General features: G+C 72.6%; 13 protein-coding genes. 10 read left to right on the plus strand and 3 right to left on the minus strand.

The window, feature by feature from the left end; translation table 11 throughout:
* The 3 genes from ORI94_RS32265 (at position 1) to hutI (ending at position 3,977) form a co-directional block, all read left to right on the plus strand.
* Positions 1 to 1,248 carry an allantoate amidohydrolase gene (locus tag ORI94_RS32265; RefSeq protein WP_266082250.1) on the plus strand — a complete coding sequence of 416 codons (1,248 nt, stop codon included), beginning with the start codon at positions 1 to 3 and terminating at the stop codon, positions 1,246 to 1,248.
* Positions 1,245 to 2,654, plus strand: coding sequence for a formimidoylglutamate deiminase (locus ORI94_RS32270; protein ID WP_266082207.1), 1,410 nt, complete (start codon positions 1,245 to 1,247; stop codon positions 2,652 to 2,654). Before ORI94_RS32265 ends, ORI94_RS32270 begins: the two co-directional genes overlap by 4 nt.
* Before the next feature lie 114 nt (positions 2,655 to 2,768).
* Positions 2,769 to 3,977: an imidazolonepropionase gene (hutI, locus tag ORI94_RS32275; protein WP_266082209.1), complete on the plus strand. Its 1,209-nt coding sequence runs from the start codon at positions 2,769 to 2,771 to the stop codon at positions 3,975 to 3,977.
* A 245-nt stretch (positions 3,978 to 4,222) separates the two neighbouring features.
* Here hutI and ORI94_RS32280 read toward each other — a convergent pair whose 3' ends face one another.
* Entirely contained in the window at positions 4,223 to 5,152 is a 930-nt protein-coding gene (locus ORI94_RS32280; RefSeq protein ID WP_266082211.1) for an RNA polymerase sigma factor SigF, read from the minus strand.
* A gap of 239 nt (positions 5,153 to 5,391) precedes the next feature.
* Between ORI94_RS32280 and ORI94_RS32285 the strand changes: the two genes are divergently transcribed.
* Both ORI94_RS32285 and ORI94_RS32290 read left to right on the plus strand, forming a co-directional pair.
* Positions 5,392 to 5,769 carry an STAS domain-containing protein gene (locus ORI94_RS32285; RefSeq protein WP_266082213.1) on the plus strand — a complete coding sequence of 126 codons (378 nt, stop codon included), beginning with the start codon at positions 5,392 to 5,394 and terminating at the stop codon, positions 5,767 to 5,769.
* Between the two features lie 296 nt (positions 5,770 to 6,065).
* Entirely contained in the window at positions 6,066 to 6,662 is a 597-nt protein-coding gene (locus ORI94_RS32290; RefSeq protein WP_266082215.1) for an ATP-binding protein, read from the plus strand.
* Positions 6,663 to 7,207: 545 nt separating this feature from the next.
* On the opposite strand, the gene ORI94_RS32295 is transcribed toward ORI94_RS32290, so the two are convergent.
* Entirely contained in the window at positions 7,208 to 8,704 is a 1,497-nt protein-coding gene (locus tag ORI94_RS32295; RefSeq protein ID WP_266082217.1) for an oligopeptide:H+ symporter, read from the minus strand.
* A 511-nt stretch (positions 8,705 to 9,215) separates the two neighbouring features.
* Here ORI94_RS32295 and ORI94_RS32300 point away from each other — a divergent pair.
* The gene (locus ORI94_RS32300; RefSeq protein WP_266082219.1) at positions 9,216 to 9,893 is read left to right on the plus strand and encodes a response regulator transcription factor; all 678 of its coding nucleotides are present in this window, start codon (positions 9,216 to 9,218) and stop codon (positions 9,891 to 9,893) included.
* Positions 9,894 to 9,986: 93 nt separating this feature from the next.
* Positions 9,987 to 11,258, plus strand: a complete 1,272-nt coding sequence (locus tag ORI94_RS32305) for an ATP-binding protein (RefSeq protein ID WP_266082221.1) — start codon at positions 9,987 to 9,989, stop codon at positions 11,256 to 11,258.
* 36 nt (positions 11,259 to 11,294) lie between these two features.
* Here the strand turns inward: ORI94_RS32305 and ORI94_RS32310 are convergent, their stop codons facing one another.
* A complete protein-coding gene (locus ORI94_RS32310; protein ID WP_266082223.1) occupies positions 11,295 to 11,864 on the minus strand; it encodes a GtrA family protein in 570 nt (189 codons plus the stop codon).
* A 194-nt stretch (positions 11,865 to 12,058) separates the two neighbouring features.
* Between ORI94_RS32310 and ORI94_RS32315 the strand changes: the two genes are divergently transcribed.
* The 3 genes from ORI94_RS32315 to ORI94_RS32325 are packed head-to-tail and all read left to right on the plus strand — an operon-like array spanning position 12,059 to position 14,987.
* Positions 12,059 to 13,252, plus strand: a complete 1,194-nt coding sequence (locus ORI94_RS32315) for a 5-(carboxyamino)imidazole ribonucleotide synthase (protein WP_266082225.1) — start codon at positions 12,059 to 12,061, stop codon at positions 13,250 to 13,252.
* Positions 13,249 to 13,779, plus strand: coding sequence for a 5-(carboxyamino)imidazole ribonucleotide mutase (purE, locus tag ORI94_RS32320; protein ID WP_266082227.1), 531 nt, complete (start codon positions 13,249 to 13,251; stop codon positions 13,777 to 13,779). The genes ORI94_RS32315 and purE overlap by 4 nt, the downstream gene beginning before the upstream one ends.
* Positions 13,776 to 14,987 carry a dipeptidase gene (locus tag ORI94_RS32325; protein WP_266082229.1) on the plus strand — a complete coding sequence of 404 codons (1,212 nt, stop codon included), beginning with the start codon at positions 13,776 to 13,778 and terminating at the stop codon, positions 14,985 to 14,987. Before purE ends, ORI94_RS32325 begins: the two co-directional genes overlap by 4 nt.
* Positions 14,988 to 15,071: the final 84 nt, after the last annotated feature.

The following is a 15,071-nucleotide window of genomic DNA, read 5'->3' on the forward strand; positions in this document are numbered from 1 at the left end:
ATGTGGCGTGAGCTGCTCCCTCTCGGCCGCCACCCCGGCTCCGGCGGCTACCGGCGCTATGCCTGGACCGGTGCGGACGCCGAATGCCGGGCCTGGTTCGCCGCGCAGGCCGAACGGCGTGGACTGCGGCTCGACGTGGACCGGAACGGGAACCAGTGGGCCTGGCTCGGGGACCCCGCCGACGGGGACGCCGTCGTCACCGGGTCCCACCTGGACTCCGTGCCGGACGGCGGAGCCTTCGACGGTCCCCTCGGCGTGGTCTGCGCCTTCGCGGCCCTCGACGAACTGCGCCGGAGAGGGGGGAAGGACGGCACCCGGCGGCGGCCCCGGGATCCGTTCCCCCGCCCCCTGGGCATCGTCAACTTCGGTGACGAGGAGGGTGCCCGCTTCGGGCTCGCCTGCGTCGGCTCGCGGCTCACCGCCGGACAGCTCACCCGCGACCGGGCGCACCGCCTCACCGACGGCGACGGGATCACCCTGCCCCGGGCGATGGAGGCCGCCGGACACGACCCCGACGCCATCGGCGCCGACCCCGAACGGCTCGCCCGCATCGGTGCCTTCGTCGAACTGCACGTCGAACAGGGCCGTGCCCTCGACCTGTCCGGTGACCGGGTCGGCATCGCCAGTGCCATCTGGCCGCACGGGCGCTGGCGGTTCGACTTCCGCGGCGAGGCCAACCACGCCGGCACCACCCGCCTGGCCGACCGCCGCGACCCCATGCTGCCCTACGCCGAGACCGTCCTCGCCGCCCGCCGCGAGGCCGAACTCGCCGGTGCCGTCGCCACCTTCGGCAAGATCGCAGTCGAGCCGAACGGCGTCAACGCCATCCCCTCCCTGGTACGCGGCTGGCTCGACTCCCGCGCCGCCGACCAGACGAGCCTGGACACCGTGGTCGCCGGGGTGGGGAAGGCGGCCCGGGACCACGCCGCCGCCCACGGCGTGGACCTGGACGTGGTCCGCGAGTCCCGCACGCCCGTCGTCGACTTCGACCACGCCCTGCGCGACGAACTCGCCCGCATCCTGGGCCGGGAGGCGGACGACGGGCAGGCGCCGGCCCGGATTCCCGTCCTCGGCACGGGCGCCGGACACGACGCGGGGATCCTCTCCGCGAGCATTCCGACCGCCATGCTGTTCGTGCGCAACCCCACGGGCGTCTCGCACTCCCCGGCCGAGTACGCGGCCGAGGACGACTGCCTGGCCGGGGTGACCGCGCTCGCCGACGTACTGGAGGGACTGGTGTACGGGTGACACAGGACAGCGGCACCACGGCGAGCGCCGCGGCCGGCCCGGCCGCCGGGCGGACGTACTGGCTGGAGCACGCCTGGCTCGGCGACCGGGTCGAGCCGGGTGTGGCCGTGACCGTCGGCGCCCGGGGTGGCGGCGGCGCCCGGGGTGTGGGCCGCGTCACCGCCGTCACCCCGGGCGTCCCCACCCCGCCCCCCGGGGCCGAGATCCTGCGCGGGCTGACCCTCCCCGGGCTGGCCAACGCCCACTCGCACGCCTTCCACCGCGCTCTGCGCGGCACCGTCCAGGTCGGCGCCGGCACCTTCTGGACCTGGCGCGAGGTGATGTACTCGGTCGCCGAACGGCTGAACCCCGAGAGCTACCACCGGCTCGCCCGCGCCGTGTACGCGGAGATGGCGCTCGCCGGCATCACCGCCGTCGGCGAGTTCCACTACCTGCACCACGCCCCCGGCGGCACCCCGTACGCCGACCCCAACGCCATGGGCGAGGCCCTCGTCGCGGCCGCCGCCGAGGCCGGCATCCGCATCACCCTCCTCGACACCGCCTACCTGTCCGCCGGCTTCGGCGAGCCGCCCACCACCCCCCAGCGCCGCTTCAGCGACGGCACCGCCGAGGCCTGGGCCGAACGCTGTTCACTCCTCGAGGAACAGGACCACGCGCGGATCGGTGCCGCCATCCACTCCGTACGGGCCGTGCCCGCCCGGGAGCTGGCGACCGTGGCCCGCTGGGCACAGGAGCGGCGGGCCCCGCTGCACGTGCACCTGTCGGAGCAGACCGCCGAGAACGAGGCCTGCCAGGAGGCGTACGGCCGCACCCCGACCCGCCTGCTCGCCGACCACGGCGTGCTCGGACCGCGCACCACCGGCATCCACAGCACGCACCTCACCGGCCGGGACATCGCGCTCCTCGGCGACAGCGGCACCGGCACCTGCATGTGCCCCACCACCGAACGCGACCTCGCCGACGGCATCGGCCCCGCGGCCGCCCTGCAGCGCCGGGGCTCCCCGCTCTCCCTCGGCTCGGACAGCCACGCCGTCATCGACCTGCTGGAGGAGGCGCGCGCCCTGGAGCTGAACGAGCGCCTGCGCACCCGCACCCGCGGTCACTGGACGGCGAACGCCCTGCTGAGGGCCGCCACCGCCGACGGGCACGCCGCCCTCGGCTGGGACGGGGCGGGCACCATCGAACCCGGCGCCCCCGCCGATCTGACCACCCTCACCCTGGAGTCGGTCAGAACAGCGGGGCCACTGCCCCGGCTCGGCGCCGAGACCGCCGTGTTCGCCGCGACGGCGGCCGACGTACGGCACACGATCGTGGCGGGACGGCACGTCGTACGCGACGGGGCGCACACCCTCGTCCCCGATGTGCCGCACGCCCTCGCGCGCGCTGTCGAGGCGCTGAGGCCCTGAACGCCGCCGGCCGCGACGCCACCCGGCCGCGACGCCACCCGGGCGCAACGCCACCGGGCGCCCGAGGACCGGCCACCGCAGCCCCGTACCCGCCCCGCCATCCACGAGGACGCCATGAGCAGCACCGCCATCGTCAACATCGCCACGCTGGTCACCAACGACCCCTCCCTCGGACGGGGGCCCTCCCGCGCGAGCACCCCCGGGAGCGGGGGAACGTCCCCTCTCGGACTGGTCCGGGACGCGGCCGTCGTCATCGACGGCGACCGCATCGTGTGGACCGGCGAATCAGGCAGGGCACCCGCCACCGACCACCGGGTCGACGCCGAAGGCCGGGCCGTGATCCCGGGCTTCGTCGACTCGCACTCCCACCTGGTCTTCGCGGGCGACCGCACCGACGAGTTCAACGCCCGGATGTCCGGCCGCCCCTACAGCGCGGGCGGTATCCGCACCACCGTCGCCGCCACCCGGGCCGCGAGCGACGCGGAACTCGAGACGAACCTGACCCGTTTCCTCACCGAGGCGCTGCGGCAGGGCACCACGACCATCGAAACCAAGTCCGGCTACGGACTGACCACCGAGGACGAGGCCCGCGCGCTGAGGCTGGCCGCCCGCCACACCGACGAGGTCACCTACCTCGGCGCCCACATCCCCGCCCCGGAGTACGCCGACGACCCGGCCGGCTACGTGGACCTGGTCACCGGGAAGATGCTGGACGCCTGCGCGCCGCACGCCCGCTGGATCGACGTCTTCTGCGAGCGGGGCGCCTTCGACGGCGACCAGGCACGCGCCGTTCTCACCGCGGGCCGGGCCAAGGGCCTGCACCCGCGCATCCACGCCAACCAGCTCTCCCACGGCCCCGGCGTGCAGCTCGCCGTCGAACTCGACGCGGCCAGTGCCGACCACTGCACGCATCTCACCGACGCCGACGTGGACGCCCTCGCCCACAGCCGTACGGTGGCGACCCTGCTGCCGGGAGCCGAGTTCTCCACCCGGGCGGCCTGGCCGGACGCCCGCCGGCTGCTCGACGCGGGCGCCACCGTCGCGCTGTCCACGGACTGCAACCCGGGGTCGTCCTTCACGTCCTCGGTGCCCTTCTGTGTCGCGCTCGCCGTGCGGGACATGGGCATGACGCCGGACGAGGCGCTCTGGTCGGCCACCGCGGGCGGTGCGGCGGCCCTGCGCCGCACCGACATCGGCCGCATCACCCCCGGCGCCCGCGCCGACCTCGTCCTCCTCGACGCCCCGAGCCACGTCCACCTGGCCTACCGCCCCGGCGTCCCGCTGGTCGCGGGCGTATGGCGGCGAGGCGTCCGCGCACTCTGAGCCGTCCGCGCGCCCTCCCCCTTCGCGCACCCCTTCCCCCGCGCGCACCCGGATCACCGGCCGGCGGCGGAAAACGCGTTACGCCCCGTACCCGGCCGGTGCCCGGCGCCCGGGGAGGGCGTCCGGCGCCGGCGGAGTGCGGGGCGCGACGCGCGGGGCACGCCGGGTGAGGCACGCTGCGCGGGGCGTCCGTGCGGGCCGTGTCCTGTGGCGACCGTGCGGGGTGCGCGGGACGCGGCCGCCCGTCATTCCTCGAGGGTCAGCCCTTTGCGCAGCCGTACCAGGGTGCGTGAGAGCAGCCGTGACACGTGCATCTGTGAAATACCCAGTTCCTCGCCGATCTCCGACTGGGTCATGCCTGCCACGAAGCGCAGCGAAAGGATCTTCCGGTCGCGCGGCGGCAGTTCGGCGATCAGCGGCTTCAACGACTCGACGTACTCGATCCCTTCGAGCCCGTGGTCCTCGTACCCGATCCGGTCCGCCAGCGCGCCCTCGGAGTCGTCCTCCTCCGGCTGGGCGTCGAGCGAGGAGGCGGTGTAGGCGTTGGACGCCGCCATGCCCTCGACGACCTCGTCCTTGGAGATGCCCAGACGCTCGGCCAGTTCGCCCACCGTCGGGGCCCGGTCGAGCTGCTGCGCCAGCTCGTCCCCGGCCTTGGCCAGGTCGAGCCGCAGTTCCTGCAGCCGGCGCGGTACGCGCACGGACCACGAGGTGTCGCGGAAGAAGCGCTTGATCTCACCGATGATGGTCGGCATCGCGAAGGTGGGGAACTCCACACCGCGCGAAAGCTCGAAGCGGTCGATAGCCTTGATCAGACCGACGGTGCCGACCTGGATGATGTCCTCCATCGGCTCGCTGCGCGAGCGGAACCGGGAGGCGGCGAACTTGACCAGGGCCAGGTTCAGTTCGACGAGCGTGTTGCGTACGTACGAGTACTCGTGGGTGCCTTCGTCCAGCGACTCCAGCCGCTCGAAGAGGGTCTTGGACAACGCCCGTGCGTCGACCGGGCCCACCTCGTCAAAAGGGGGAATCTCCGGGAGCCCGACGAGCAGGTCGTCGTCCGGGACGACGCCCACGTCGTCCTGCTCGATGGGAATCAGATGTTCCGGAGGGAGTGTCGACGTCGCTTCCTGGGTAGGCGATGCGTCGAGCCGGGGTGACATGATGTCCTCCATCGTTCTCGGCATATGGCAGCCGATGCCGTTACGTGCACTGCGGTGTGCGGCGCCTCCAAAGCCGGCCGTGTCGAGTACGTGTCCCTACTAGCCCTACCCGTTTTCACAAGCCCACCGCAAGTAAGTTCTGTTGGTGTATGTCCGTTTAGGGCTGATTGTTCGGCTGTCGGAGCGCGCTGGAAGGGCGTAATGTTCGACAGCGTCAGTAGCAGCCACGACCGGTGGGAGAGAGAGACGGCATGGACCGCGGGACGGTCGGCAGCGCACAGTCGGGCCGGCTTCTGGTCGAGGTGCGAGAAGAGGGCCCCAGCGCCGTCGTGACCCCGGCGGGTGAGTTGGATCATCACACCGCCGATCTGTTGCGCGAGCCGCTGGAGGAATGCCTCGCCAAGGGATTCAAGCGACTCGTCATCGACTGCTCCGGCCTGGAGTTCTGTGACTCCACCGGGCTCAATGTGCTGCTCGGCGCCAGACTGAAGGCCGACGCCGTCGGGGGCGGGGTGCATCTCGCGGGGATGCAGTCCGTGGTCGCACGAGTATTCGAGATCACGGGAGCGGACGCGGTGTTCACCGTCCATGACAGCCTTGAGGCGGCTCTGGCCGACGATTCCGGATGACCGCGCGGGCAGGCCGGCGCCACCCCGCGGCGGCTTCGGGGGCGGGCGTTCTCCTTCCGGTGCGTCGGGCGACGCGTCACTCCGCGGGCCCTCTTTCGGGGTGCCCCCGGACCGTGGCGCCTTTCTTGTGCGAACACGGGGGTGTTCCCTCGGCCGCCTCGGGCAGGAGACAAGCTGAACGTGTCCGCTGCTGCGGTCGCGGGGACGCCGGGAACCGGACGATCCCGCACCGCGTGACTGAGTGAGTACGGATTTTCTTGAATGGTGAACTGGTGAATCGGTGAGGTGAAGCGCTGATGAGCACCACCCGGCCCTACCCGCCGGGCGACCGCGGTCCGGAGCCCAGCGGTGCTTCCGGGGCGCCCGGGGGCAGCGCGCCGGCGGCGAGCGTGCCCGACGGGACCGCGGCCTCGCCCCCTCCGGGGGCGCAGTCCACGCTGGCGCCCGTGCCGGAGGCATCGGGACCGTCGGGTTCGCCGGAAGGGCGTCAGGTCCGTCGGCTGAGCTTCGAGGACCAGAGCGGCGTCGTTCCCCTCGCCCGTGACTTCACCCGCCAGGCGCTGCACGCGTGGGGCTGGCTGCCCGCCGCCACCGCCGACCGGAGAGCCGCCGCCGAGGACGTCCTGCTCGTCGTGTCCGAGCTGGTCACCAACGCCTGCCTGCACGCCGAAGGGCCGGACCGGTTGAGCATCGTCTGCGACAACAAGGTGATCCGGCTCGAGATCACCGACCGCGGCACCGGTCAGCCGGCACCGCGTACCCCGCACCAGGCGGGGCGGCCCGGCGGGCACGGCATGTTCATCGTGCAGCGGCTCTCCCTCGACTGGGGTGTCGTCCGCACCCCGGGCGTCGCGGGCAAGACCGTGTGGGCGGAGCTCGGGGCGCCCGCCTGACCGGCGGAGTCCTCAGGGGCTCCGCGGCGCCCCCGCCCCGCACCACCGCCCGCCCACCGGGGTCCCACCCCCACCCCCACCCCCGCCTCCGGCTCCGGCTCCGGCTCCGGCTCCGCATGGTGTCTTCGTCGCCTTTGCCCTTCCCTCATGGTTCCCGGCGTATCTCGCCGGGCCGTCACACCTGCCCCGGCGTCAGGAGGGGCGGGGGAGGGGGTCTTTCCTGCCGTCCGCCGAACGGGTCCTCCCGAACGGGACCAGCCGAACGGGACCAGCCGTGGCGCACCCCGTACGCCCCGGCTGCCGGCGCCGCCGGCCCCCCCACTCCGCGAACCGGGCCGGCATCGACACGGCCGCGGACGCGGGCTCCCTGCCCCGCCCCGTGACCGTGGCGGGTCCGCCCGCGCCCGCCGCGACGGGAAAGCCCGAAGGGCCCCGCATCCGCGCACGTACCGGCGTACGTACGGATGCGGGGCCCTCCGGCTCATGAGCGCGGCCCGCAGTGAGCCGCCCGGGTCACGGCCTCGCGGCCTCGCGACCTCGCGGCCTCAGCGGATGCTGCCCATCAGGGACTTGACCTTGCTGCGGTACATCCACACCGCGACACCGGCGACCACCGCGAGGGCGGCCTCCATCGCGACGACGCCCGGCCTGTTCAGGTCGACGCCGGCGATGGAGAGCAGGCCGGTCGTGGCGTCACCGGCGGTGACGGCCAGGAACCAGACACCCATCATCTGCGAGGCGTACTTCGCGGGTGCCATCTTCGTGGTGACCGACAGGCCGACCGGGGAGAGCAGCAGCTCACCGACGGTCTGCGTGAAGTAGATCGCCACCAGCCAGGCCGCCGCCGCCTTGTGGCCGCCCTCGGCGATCGACAGCGGGGCGAGGAACAGGAAGAAGGACGCGCCGACCAGCACCAGGCCGGAGCCGAACTTCACGATCGTGCTGGGCTCCTTGCCGCGCCGGTTCAGCGCCAGCCAGAACCAGGCGAAGACCGGGGCCAGCGCCATGATCAGGACCGGGTTGACCGACTGGTACCAGGAGACCGGGAACTCCCAGCCGAGGACGCTGTTGTCGGCCGACGCGGTGGCGAAGATCGCCAGGGTCGAGCCGCCCTGGTCGTAGATCATCCAGAACACGGCCGCGGCCACGAAGAACCAGATGTACGCGGACATCTTCGACTGCTCGTCCCGGTCCAGGTCCCGGTCACGCTTGATCCGCACCAGCACCAGCACCGGGACGATCACGCCGAGCAGCGTCAGCGGGACCAGGATCCAGTTCAGCGTGTAGGTGCCGGAGAAGCCGATGACGGCGTAGGCGACGGCGGCGATGCCGGCCCAGAGGGCGGCCTTGCGCAGCGTGGAGGACTTCTCCGCGGCGGACAGCGGCTTGGGCACGACGCCGGAGTGCGCGGCGAGGTGGCGGCTGCCCAGCAGGAACTGGAGCACACCCAGCCCCATGCCGGCGGCGGCGAGCGCGAAGCCCAGGTGCCAGTTGACGCTCTCACCGACGGTGCCGATGATCAGCGGCGCGGCGAAGGCACCGAGGTTGATGCCCATGTAGAAGACGGTGAAGCCGCCGTCGCGACGCGGGTCGTCCGGACCGTCGTACAACTGGCCGACCATCGTGGAGATGTTGGCCTTGAGGAGGCCGGAGCCGATCGCGACCAGGCCGAGACCCGCGTAGAAGGTGCCGGCGGAGGGCAGGGCCAGTGTCAGGTGGCCGAGCATGATGACCGCGCCGGCGACGGCGACGGTCCTGCGCGGTCCCAGGACCCGGTCGCCGAACCAGCCGCCCGGCATCGTGAGCAGGTACACCAGCGACAGGTACACCGAGTAGATGGCCGTCGCCGTGCCGGCGCTGAGGCCCATGCCGCCCGGGGCGACGAGGTACAGCGGGAGCAGAGCCCTCATGCCGTAGTAGGAGAACCGCTCCCACATCTCGGTCATGAAGAGAGTGGCCAGTCCGCGGGGGTGGCCGAAGAAGGTCTTCTCGGAACCGGGGGTTCCCGGTGGGACCGAGTCCTTCGTCAGGCTGGACGCCATGGTCGTTCCTTGTGGGTCGGGACGCGTCGCGTGATGTGTACGCGCCCGGTGGGGGGCTGGCCGGCACCGGCGGGCCCACCGCCCACCCCCACGCCCCTGGGGAGGCCGCCCCGGGTCACGGGGCGGCGGACGGCGACCACCGGGATCCACGCCTCTACGCGCGTCCGTGCGCGCCGAGGCCCGGCCACAGGTCGTTCCTTCCGGGGCCGGCGGGAGACCGGCCCGCACACGAAAGAGACCTTCGGCGTCAACTGGGCCAAAGGTCCCCGTGGTGCAACAGGCGTTGATTCACCATACGGCAGGACACTGCCCGAAATGGAAGGACTTGAGACAGGGATCACAGGTTTCGAGGGGCTGTGGTCACCTGTTCGAAGGTTTTCTCCACGATCCCACCCCACACCTCCAGGTGCGGCACGCGGGTTCCGGACGTGAGGATCCGGTGTGCTCCGGGTGGGAGCCGGCGTCGGTGATCACACCCCGGGCCGTGTCGGTGCGGGACTACCATCAGTCCATGACCCGTGTACTGCTCGCCGAGGACGACGCGTCCATCTCGGAACCCCTGGCCCGCGCCCTGCGCCGGGAGGGGTACGAGGTGGAGGTGCGTGAGGACGGACCCAGCGCGCTCGACGCAGGCCTGCGGGGCGGCATCGACCTGGTGGTGCTGGACCTCGGACTGCCGGGCATGGACGGCCTGGAGGTCGCCCGCCGGCTGCGCTCCGACGGTCACGCGGTCCCGATCCTGATTCTTACCGCGCGCGCCGACGAGGTCGACACCGTCGTCGGTCTGGACGCCGGCGCCGACGACTACGTCACCAAGCCGTTCCGGCTCGCCGAACTGCTCGCCCGGGTGCGGGCCCTGCTGCGGCGCGGCGCCACCGAGCCGCAGCAGCCGCCCGCGACGCACGGGGTGCGCATCGACGTCGAGTCGCACCGGGCGTGGATGGGCGAGGAGGAGCTCCAGCTCACCGCGAAGGAGTTCGACCTGCTGCGGGTCCTGGTCCGGGACGCGGGCCGGGTCGTCACCCGCGACCAGCTGATGCGCGAGGTCTGGGACACCACCTGGTGGTCGTCCACCAAGACCCTCGACATGCACATCTCCTGGCTGCGCAAGAAACTCGGCGACGACGCGGCCAACCCCCGCTACATCGCGACCGTACGGGGCGTGGGATTCCGCTTCGAGAAGAGCTGACGCCGCGGAGGGGGGCCGCACCCCCGTTCGTCGCGCTTCCGCCTCGAACGCCTCGAACGCCTCGGACCTCTCGGACACTTCGGATATGAGGACATGCGCCGCCGACTGATCCAGTCCACGCTCGCCGTGGTGCTCGTCGTGATCGCCGTCTTCGGCGTGTCCCTGGTGATCGTGGAGACCCGTACGATCACCGAAAGCGCCAGGGAGCGGGTCGAGTCCGAGGCGGTGCGGCTCGCCAGCATCGTCGACAGCAGGCTGCTCCTCGAGGAGAAGGTCACCGCCGAGGTCCTCAGGGACCAGGTCACCGAGGACCGCTACGTCGTCGTCCGTCTGCCCGGCCGGGCGCCCATCGAGATCGGCGGGAAACCGGAGGGCGAGGTCATCGGCGCCTCGGCGTCCGGTGAGGAGGGTGAGACGGTCACCGTCCAGGAGCCGAGCTCCTCGGTGACCCGGGAGGTCGGCCGCACGCTGCTGATCATCGGACTGGTGGCGCTGCTGGCGGTGATCGCGGCGGTACTGCTGGCGGTCCGCCAGGCCAACCGGCTCGCCTCCCCGCTGACCGACCTCGCGGAGACCGCCGAGCGCCTCGGTTCGGGCGACCCGCGCCCCCGCCACCGGCGCTACGGCGTCCCCGAGCTGGACCGGGTCGCGGACGTGCTGGACTCCTCCGCCGAGCGCATCGCCCGCATGCTGACCGCCGAGCGGCGCCTGGCCGCCGACGCCTCCCACCAGCTGCGCACCCCGCTCACCGCGCTGTCCATGCGGCTGGAGGAGATCACCCTCACCGACGACCCCGAGACGGTGAAGGACGAGGCGACGATCGCGCTGGCGCAGGTGGAGCGGCTGACGGACGTGGTGGAGCGGCTGCTGACCAACTCCCGCGACCCGCGGACCGGTTCGGCCGTCACCTTCGACCTCGACGAGGTGATCCAGCAGCAGCTCGCGGAGTGGCGGCCCGCCTACCGCAGCGCCGGCCGCGCGATCGTCACCTCCGGCAAGCGGCACCTGCGGGCCGTCGGCACGCCGGGCGCGGTCGCCCAGGTGCTGGCCGCGCTGATCGAGAACTCCCTCATGCACGGGGGCGGCACGGTCGCCCTGCGCACCCGGGTCACCGGGAACCAGGTCGTCATCGAGGTCACGGACGAGGGCCCGGGAGTCCCCGCCGACCTGGGCGCCCGCATCTTCGAGCGTGCGATCAGCGGCCACAACTCCACCGGCATCGGCCTCGCGGTCGCCCGTGACCTCGCCGAGGCGGACGGCGGCCGGCTGGAGATGCTCCAGGCCAAGCCCGCGGTCTTCGGCCTGTTCCTGTCCCGCACCCCGCCGCAGAAGTCCCGGGACGACCACCGCCACACGGTGCGCTGAGCAGGGAGTGCGCCGGCGTACCCACCGGCCCGGGGCCTACGGTACGCGCTGCCGGGAGGACGGCCCGGCGGCCCCGCGCCCGCCCTCCGCGCGCCCGCCCTCCGCGACGGGGACCGCCGCCGCGACTGCCGCGGCCCCGGGCAGTGCGCGGAACACCCAGGTGCGGTAGGACCAGAACCGGAACAGGGTGGCGACCCCGATGCCGAGGAACTTGAAGATGTTGCTCTGCAGCGGGCTGTCCCAGCCGAATCCGTAGGTCGCCGCGTACAGCAGGCCGTTCTCGATCACCAGGCCGACCGCGCTGAACAGCAGGAACAGCGACATCTCCTTGGTGCGCCCGGACTTGTCGCGGTCCCGGTAGGTGAAGTGGCGGAAGCCCAGGTAGTTGAAGACGATCGCGACGACGGTCGCGACGACGCTCGCCCGCACCACCGGGAGATCGGTCGCCTGCCGGACCAGGTTGAACACGAGGAGATTGACCAGCAGCCCCGCCCCGCCGACCGCGCCGAACTTCACGGCTTCACGGACGGCCCGGTCGAGGCGCTGCCGCATGGAGCCGCGCGGGGCCGGGGCGCCCGTCGAAGGCCCCGAGGAACCGCGTGCCATGGTCGTGCCGGCCCCCGTCCGTGGAGTGGCGTCGTGGAGCGCCGAGGTGGCGTCAACCAGACCATGCTAACCACCCGTCCGCGCGATCTTCCCGCGGATGGGCGCCGGGGCCGCAGACCGTCCGGGAACGGTCCAGGAGCGGCCGGTAACGACCGTGGAACCGGCCACCATGGCTCGACCGATACCCTGGGTGCGTGACGTTCCCGGTAGTCGGCATGGTCGGCGGGGGGCAGCTCGCTCGTATGACACACGAGGCGGGCATCCCGCTCGGCATCAGGTTCAAGCTCCTCAGTGACACTCCGCAGGATTCCGCGGCGCAGGTCGTCGGCGAGGTCGTCGTCGGCGACTACCGCGACCTGGACACGCTGCGCGCGTTCGCCCGCGGCTGCGACGTGATCACCTTCGATCACGAGCATGTGCCCACCGAGCACCTCCGGGCCCTGGAGGCGGACGGCATCCCCGTGCGCCCCGGCCCCGAGGCGCTGGTGCACGCCCAGGACAAGGGGGTGATGCGCGCCCGGCTCGCCGCGATCGGTGTGCCCTGCCCGCGGCACCGCATCGTCACGGACCCCCGGGACGTGGCCGCGTTCGCGGCGGAGCTCGAGGGGGGCGGGCACGACGTGCCCTCCGGCAAGGGTGGTGGCGGGCGACGGTCGGGCGGCTTCCCGGTCGTCCTCAAGACCGTCCGCGGCGGCTACGACGGCAAGGGCGTGTGGGTCGTCGACTCGGCCGAGGAGGCCGCCGAGCCGTTCCGGGCCGGTGTCCCGGTGCTGGCCGAGGAGAAGGTCGACTTCGTGCGCGAGCTGGCCGCCAACGTGGTCCGCTCCCCGCACGGCCAGGCCGTCGCCTACCCGGTCGTCGAGTCGCAGCAGGTGAACGGCGTCTGCGACACGGTGATCGCGCCCGCGCCCGGTCTGGACGAGGACCTCGCCCTGCGTGCCGAGGAGATGGCGCTGAACATCGCCAAGGAACTCGGCGTCGTCGGTCACCTCGCCGTGGAGCTGTTCCAGACCCGCGACGGCCGCATCCTCGTCAACGAGCTCGCGATGCGCCCGCACAACTCCGGCCACTGGTCCATGGACGGCGCGATCACCTCGCAGTTCGCCAACCACGTCCGCGCCGTCCTCGACCTCCCGCTCGGCGACCCCCGCCCGCGCGCGAAGTGGACGGTGATGGCCAACGTCCTGGGCGGCGACTATCCCGACATGTACTCCGCGTACCTGCACTGCATGGCCCGCGACCCCCAGCTGAAGATCCACATGTACGGCAAGGACGTGAAGCCCGGCCGCAAGGTCGGCCACGTCAACACCTACGGCGACGACCTGGACGACGTGCTGGAGCGCGCCCGTCACGCAGCCGGCTACCTGAGAGGCACGATCACCGAATGAGCCCCAGTCCCGTAGTCGGCATCGTCATGGGGTCGGACTCCGACTGGCCCGTCATGGAAGCCGCCGCCAAGGCCCTCGAGGAGTTCGAGATCGACCACGAGGTCGACGTCGTCTCCGCGCACCGCATGCCCCGCGAGATGATCGCGTACGGCGAGCAGGCCGCGGACCGCGGACTGAAGGTGATCATCGCGGGTGCGGGCGGCGCCGCCCATCTGCCCGGCATGCTCGCCTCGGTCACCCCGCTGCCCGTCATCGGCGTCCCCGTGCCGCTGAAGCACCTCGACGGCATGGACAGCCTGCTCTCCATCGTGCAGATGCCGGCCGGTGTCCCGGTCGCCACCGTCTCGGTGGGCGGCGCCCGCAACGCGGGACTGCTCGCGGCCCGGATCCTCGCCGCCCACGACGAAGAACTCCTCGGCCGGATGCGGGAGTTCCAGCAGGAGCTGAACGACCAGGCCACGGAGAAGGGCAAACGCCTGCGGGCCAGGGCCGAAGGCGCCGGCAACGGCTTCGGCTTCGGGAAATGAGCCCCGTGCCGTCCCCCTCCCTCGACGCCGCCCGCGCGCTGCTCGCCGAGTTCCCCGTCGTCGACGGGCACAACGACCTGCCCTGGGCGCTGCGCGAGCAGGTCCGCTACGACCTCGGCGCCCGGGACATCGCCGGCGACCAGTCCGCCCACCTGCACACCGACATCCCGCGGCTGCGCGCGGGCGGCGTCGGCGCGCAGTTCTGGTCGGTGTACGTCCGCGCGGACCTGCCCGACGCGGTGCCCGCCACCCTCGAGCAGATCGACTGCGTACGGCAGCTGCTGGCCCGCCACCCCGAGGACCTGGCGCCCGCGCTGACCGCCGCCGACATGGAGGCGGCGCGCGGACAGGGCCGTATCGCCTCCCTGATGGGGGCGGAGGGCGGCCACTGCATCGCCGACTCCCTCGGCACCCTGCGGGGGTTGTACGACCTCGGCGTGCGCTACCTGACCCTCACCCACAACTCCAACGTGGCCTGGGCGGACTCCGCGACGGACGAGCCCGGCGTGGGCGGTCTGTCGGCGTTCGGCCGCGAGGTGGTCCGGGAGATGAACCGGCTCGGCATGTTGGTCGACCTCTCGCACGTCGCCGCCACGACCATGCGGGACGCGCTGGACACCACGTCCGCGCCGGTGATCTTCTCCCACTCCTCCGCCCGCGCGGTCTGCGACCACCCGCGCAACATCCCGGACGACGTACTGGAGCGGCTGCCCGCCAACGGCGGCGTCGCCATGGTGACGTTCGTACCGAAGTTCGTGCTCCAGGAGGCCGTCGACTGGACGGCCGCGGCCGACGAGAACATGCGCGCCCACGGCTTCCACCACCTGGACACCACCGCGGAAGCGATGAGGGTGCACGCCGCCTTCGAGGAGGACCACCCGCGCCCGGTCGCGACCGTGTCCACGGTGGCCGACCACCTGGACCACATGCGCGAGGTCGCCGGCGTCGACCACCTCGGCATCGGCGGCGACTACGACGGCACCGCCTTCACCCCCGACGGCCTGCGCGACGTCTCCGGCTACCCGAACCTGATCGCCGAACTGCACGACCGCGGCTGGTCCAGGACCGACCTGGCCAAGCTGACCTGGCAGAACGCGGTGCGGGTTCTGGGTGCCGCCGAGGACACCGCCCGCGGGCTCCGGGCGACCCGCGGCCCGTCGAACGCGACCCTGCAGTCCCTCGACGCCGACGTCGGCGGCAACGGCTGAGACGGGCCGGCGCCACGGCTGCCCGGTCCGGCAGAGGCGGAACGGATGCCCTGCCGGACCGGCGTACGCCCGAGAGCCCTTCTT

It is taken from the genome of Streptomyces sp. NEAU-W12 (assembly GCF_026242095.1).
GTDB lineage: Bacteria > Actinomycetota > Actinomycetes > Streptomycetales > Streptomycetaceae > Streptomyces.

Coding starts and splice junctions, on each gene's coding strand:
- ORI94_RS32310 (WP_266082223.1), bottom strand. CDS start 11,864: ATGGCACGCGGTTCCTCGGGGCCTTCGACGGGCGCCCCGGCCCCGCGC.
- hutI (WP_266082209.1), top strand. CDS start 2,769: ATGAGCAGCACCGCCATCGTCAACATCGCCACGCTGGTCACCAACGAC.
- ORI94_RS32295 (WP_266082217.1), bottom strand. CDS start 8,704: ATGGCGTCCAGCCTGACGAAGGACTCGGTCCCACCGGGAACCCCCGGT.
- ORI94_RS32300 (WP_266082219.1), top strand. CDS start 9,216: ATGACCCGTGTACTGCTCGCCGAGGACGACGCGTCCATCTCGGAACCC.
- ORI94_RS32280 (WP_266082211.1), bottom strand. CDS start 5,152: ATGGAGGACATCATGTCACCCCGGCTCGACGCATCGCCTACCCAGGAA.
- ORI94_RS32265 (WP_266082250.1), top strand. CDS start 1: ATGTGGCGTGAGCTGCTCCCTCTCGGCCGCCACCCCGGCTCCGGCGGC.
- purE (WP_266082227.1), top strand. CDS start 13,249: ATGAGCCCCAGTCCCGTAGTCGGCATCGTCATGGGGTCGGACTCCGAC.
- ORI94_RS32285 (WP_266082213.1), top strand. CDS start 5,392: ATGGACCGCGGGACGGTCGGCAGCGCACAGTCGGGCCGGCTTCTGGTC.
- ORI94_RS32290 (WP_266082215.1), top strand. CDS start 6,066: ATGAGCACCACCCGGCCCTACCCGCCGGGCGACCGCGGTCCGGAGCCC.
- ORI94_RS32305 (WP_266082221.1), top strand. CDS start 9,987: ATGCGCCGCCGACTGATCCAGTCCACGCTCGCCGTGGTGCTCGTCGTG.
- ORI94_RS32325 (WP_266082229.1), top strand. CDS start 13,776: ATGAGCCCCGTGCCGTCCCCCTCCCTCGACGCCGCCCGCGCGCTGCTC.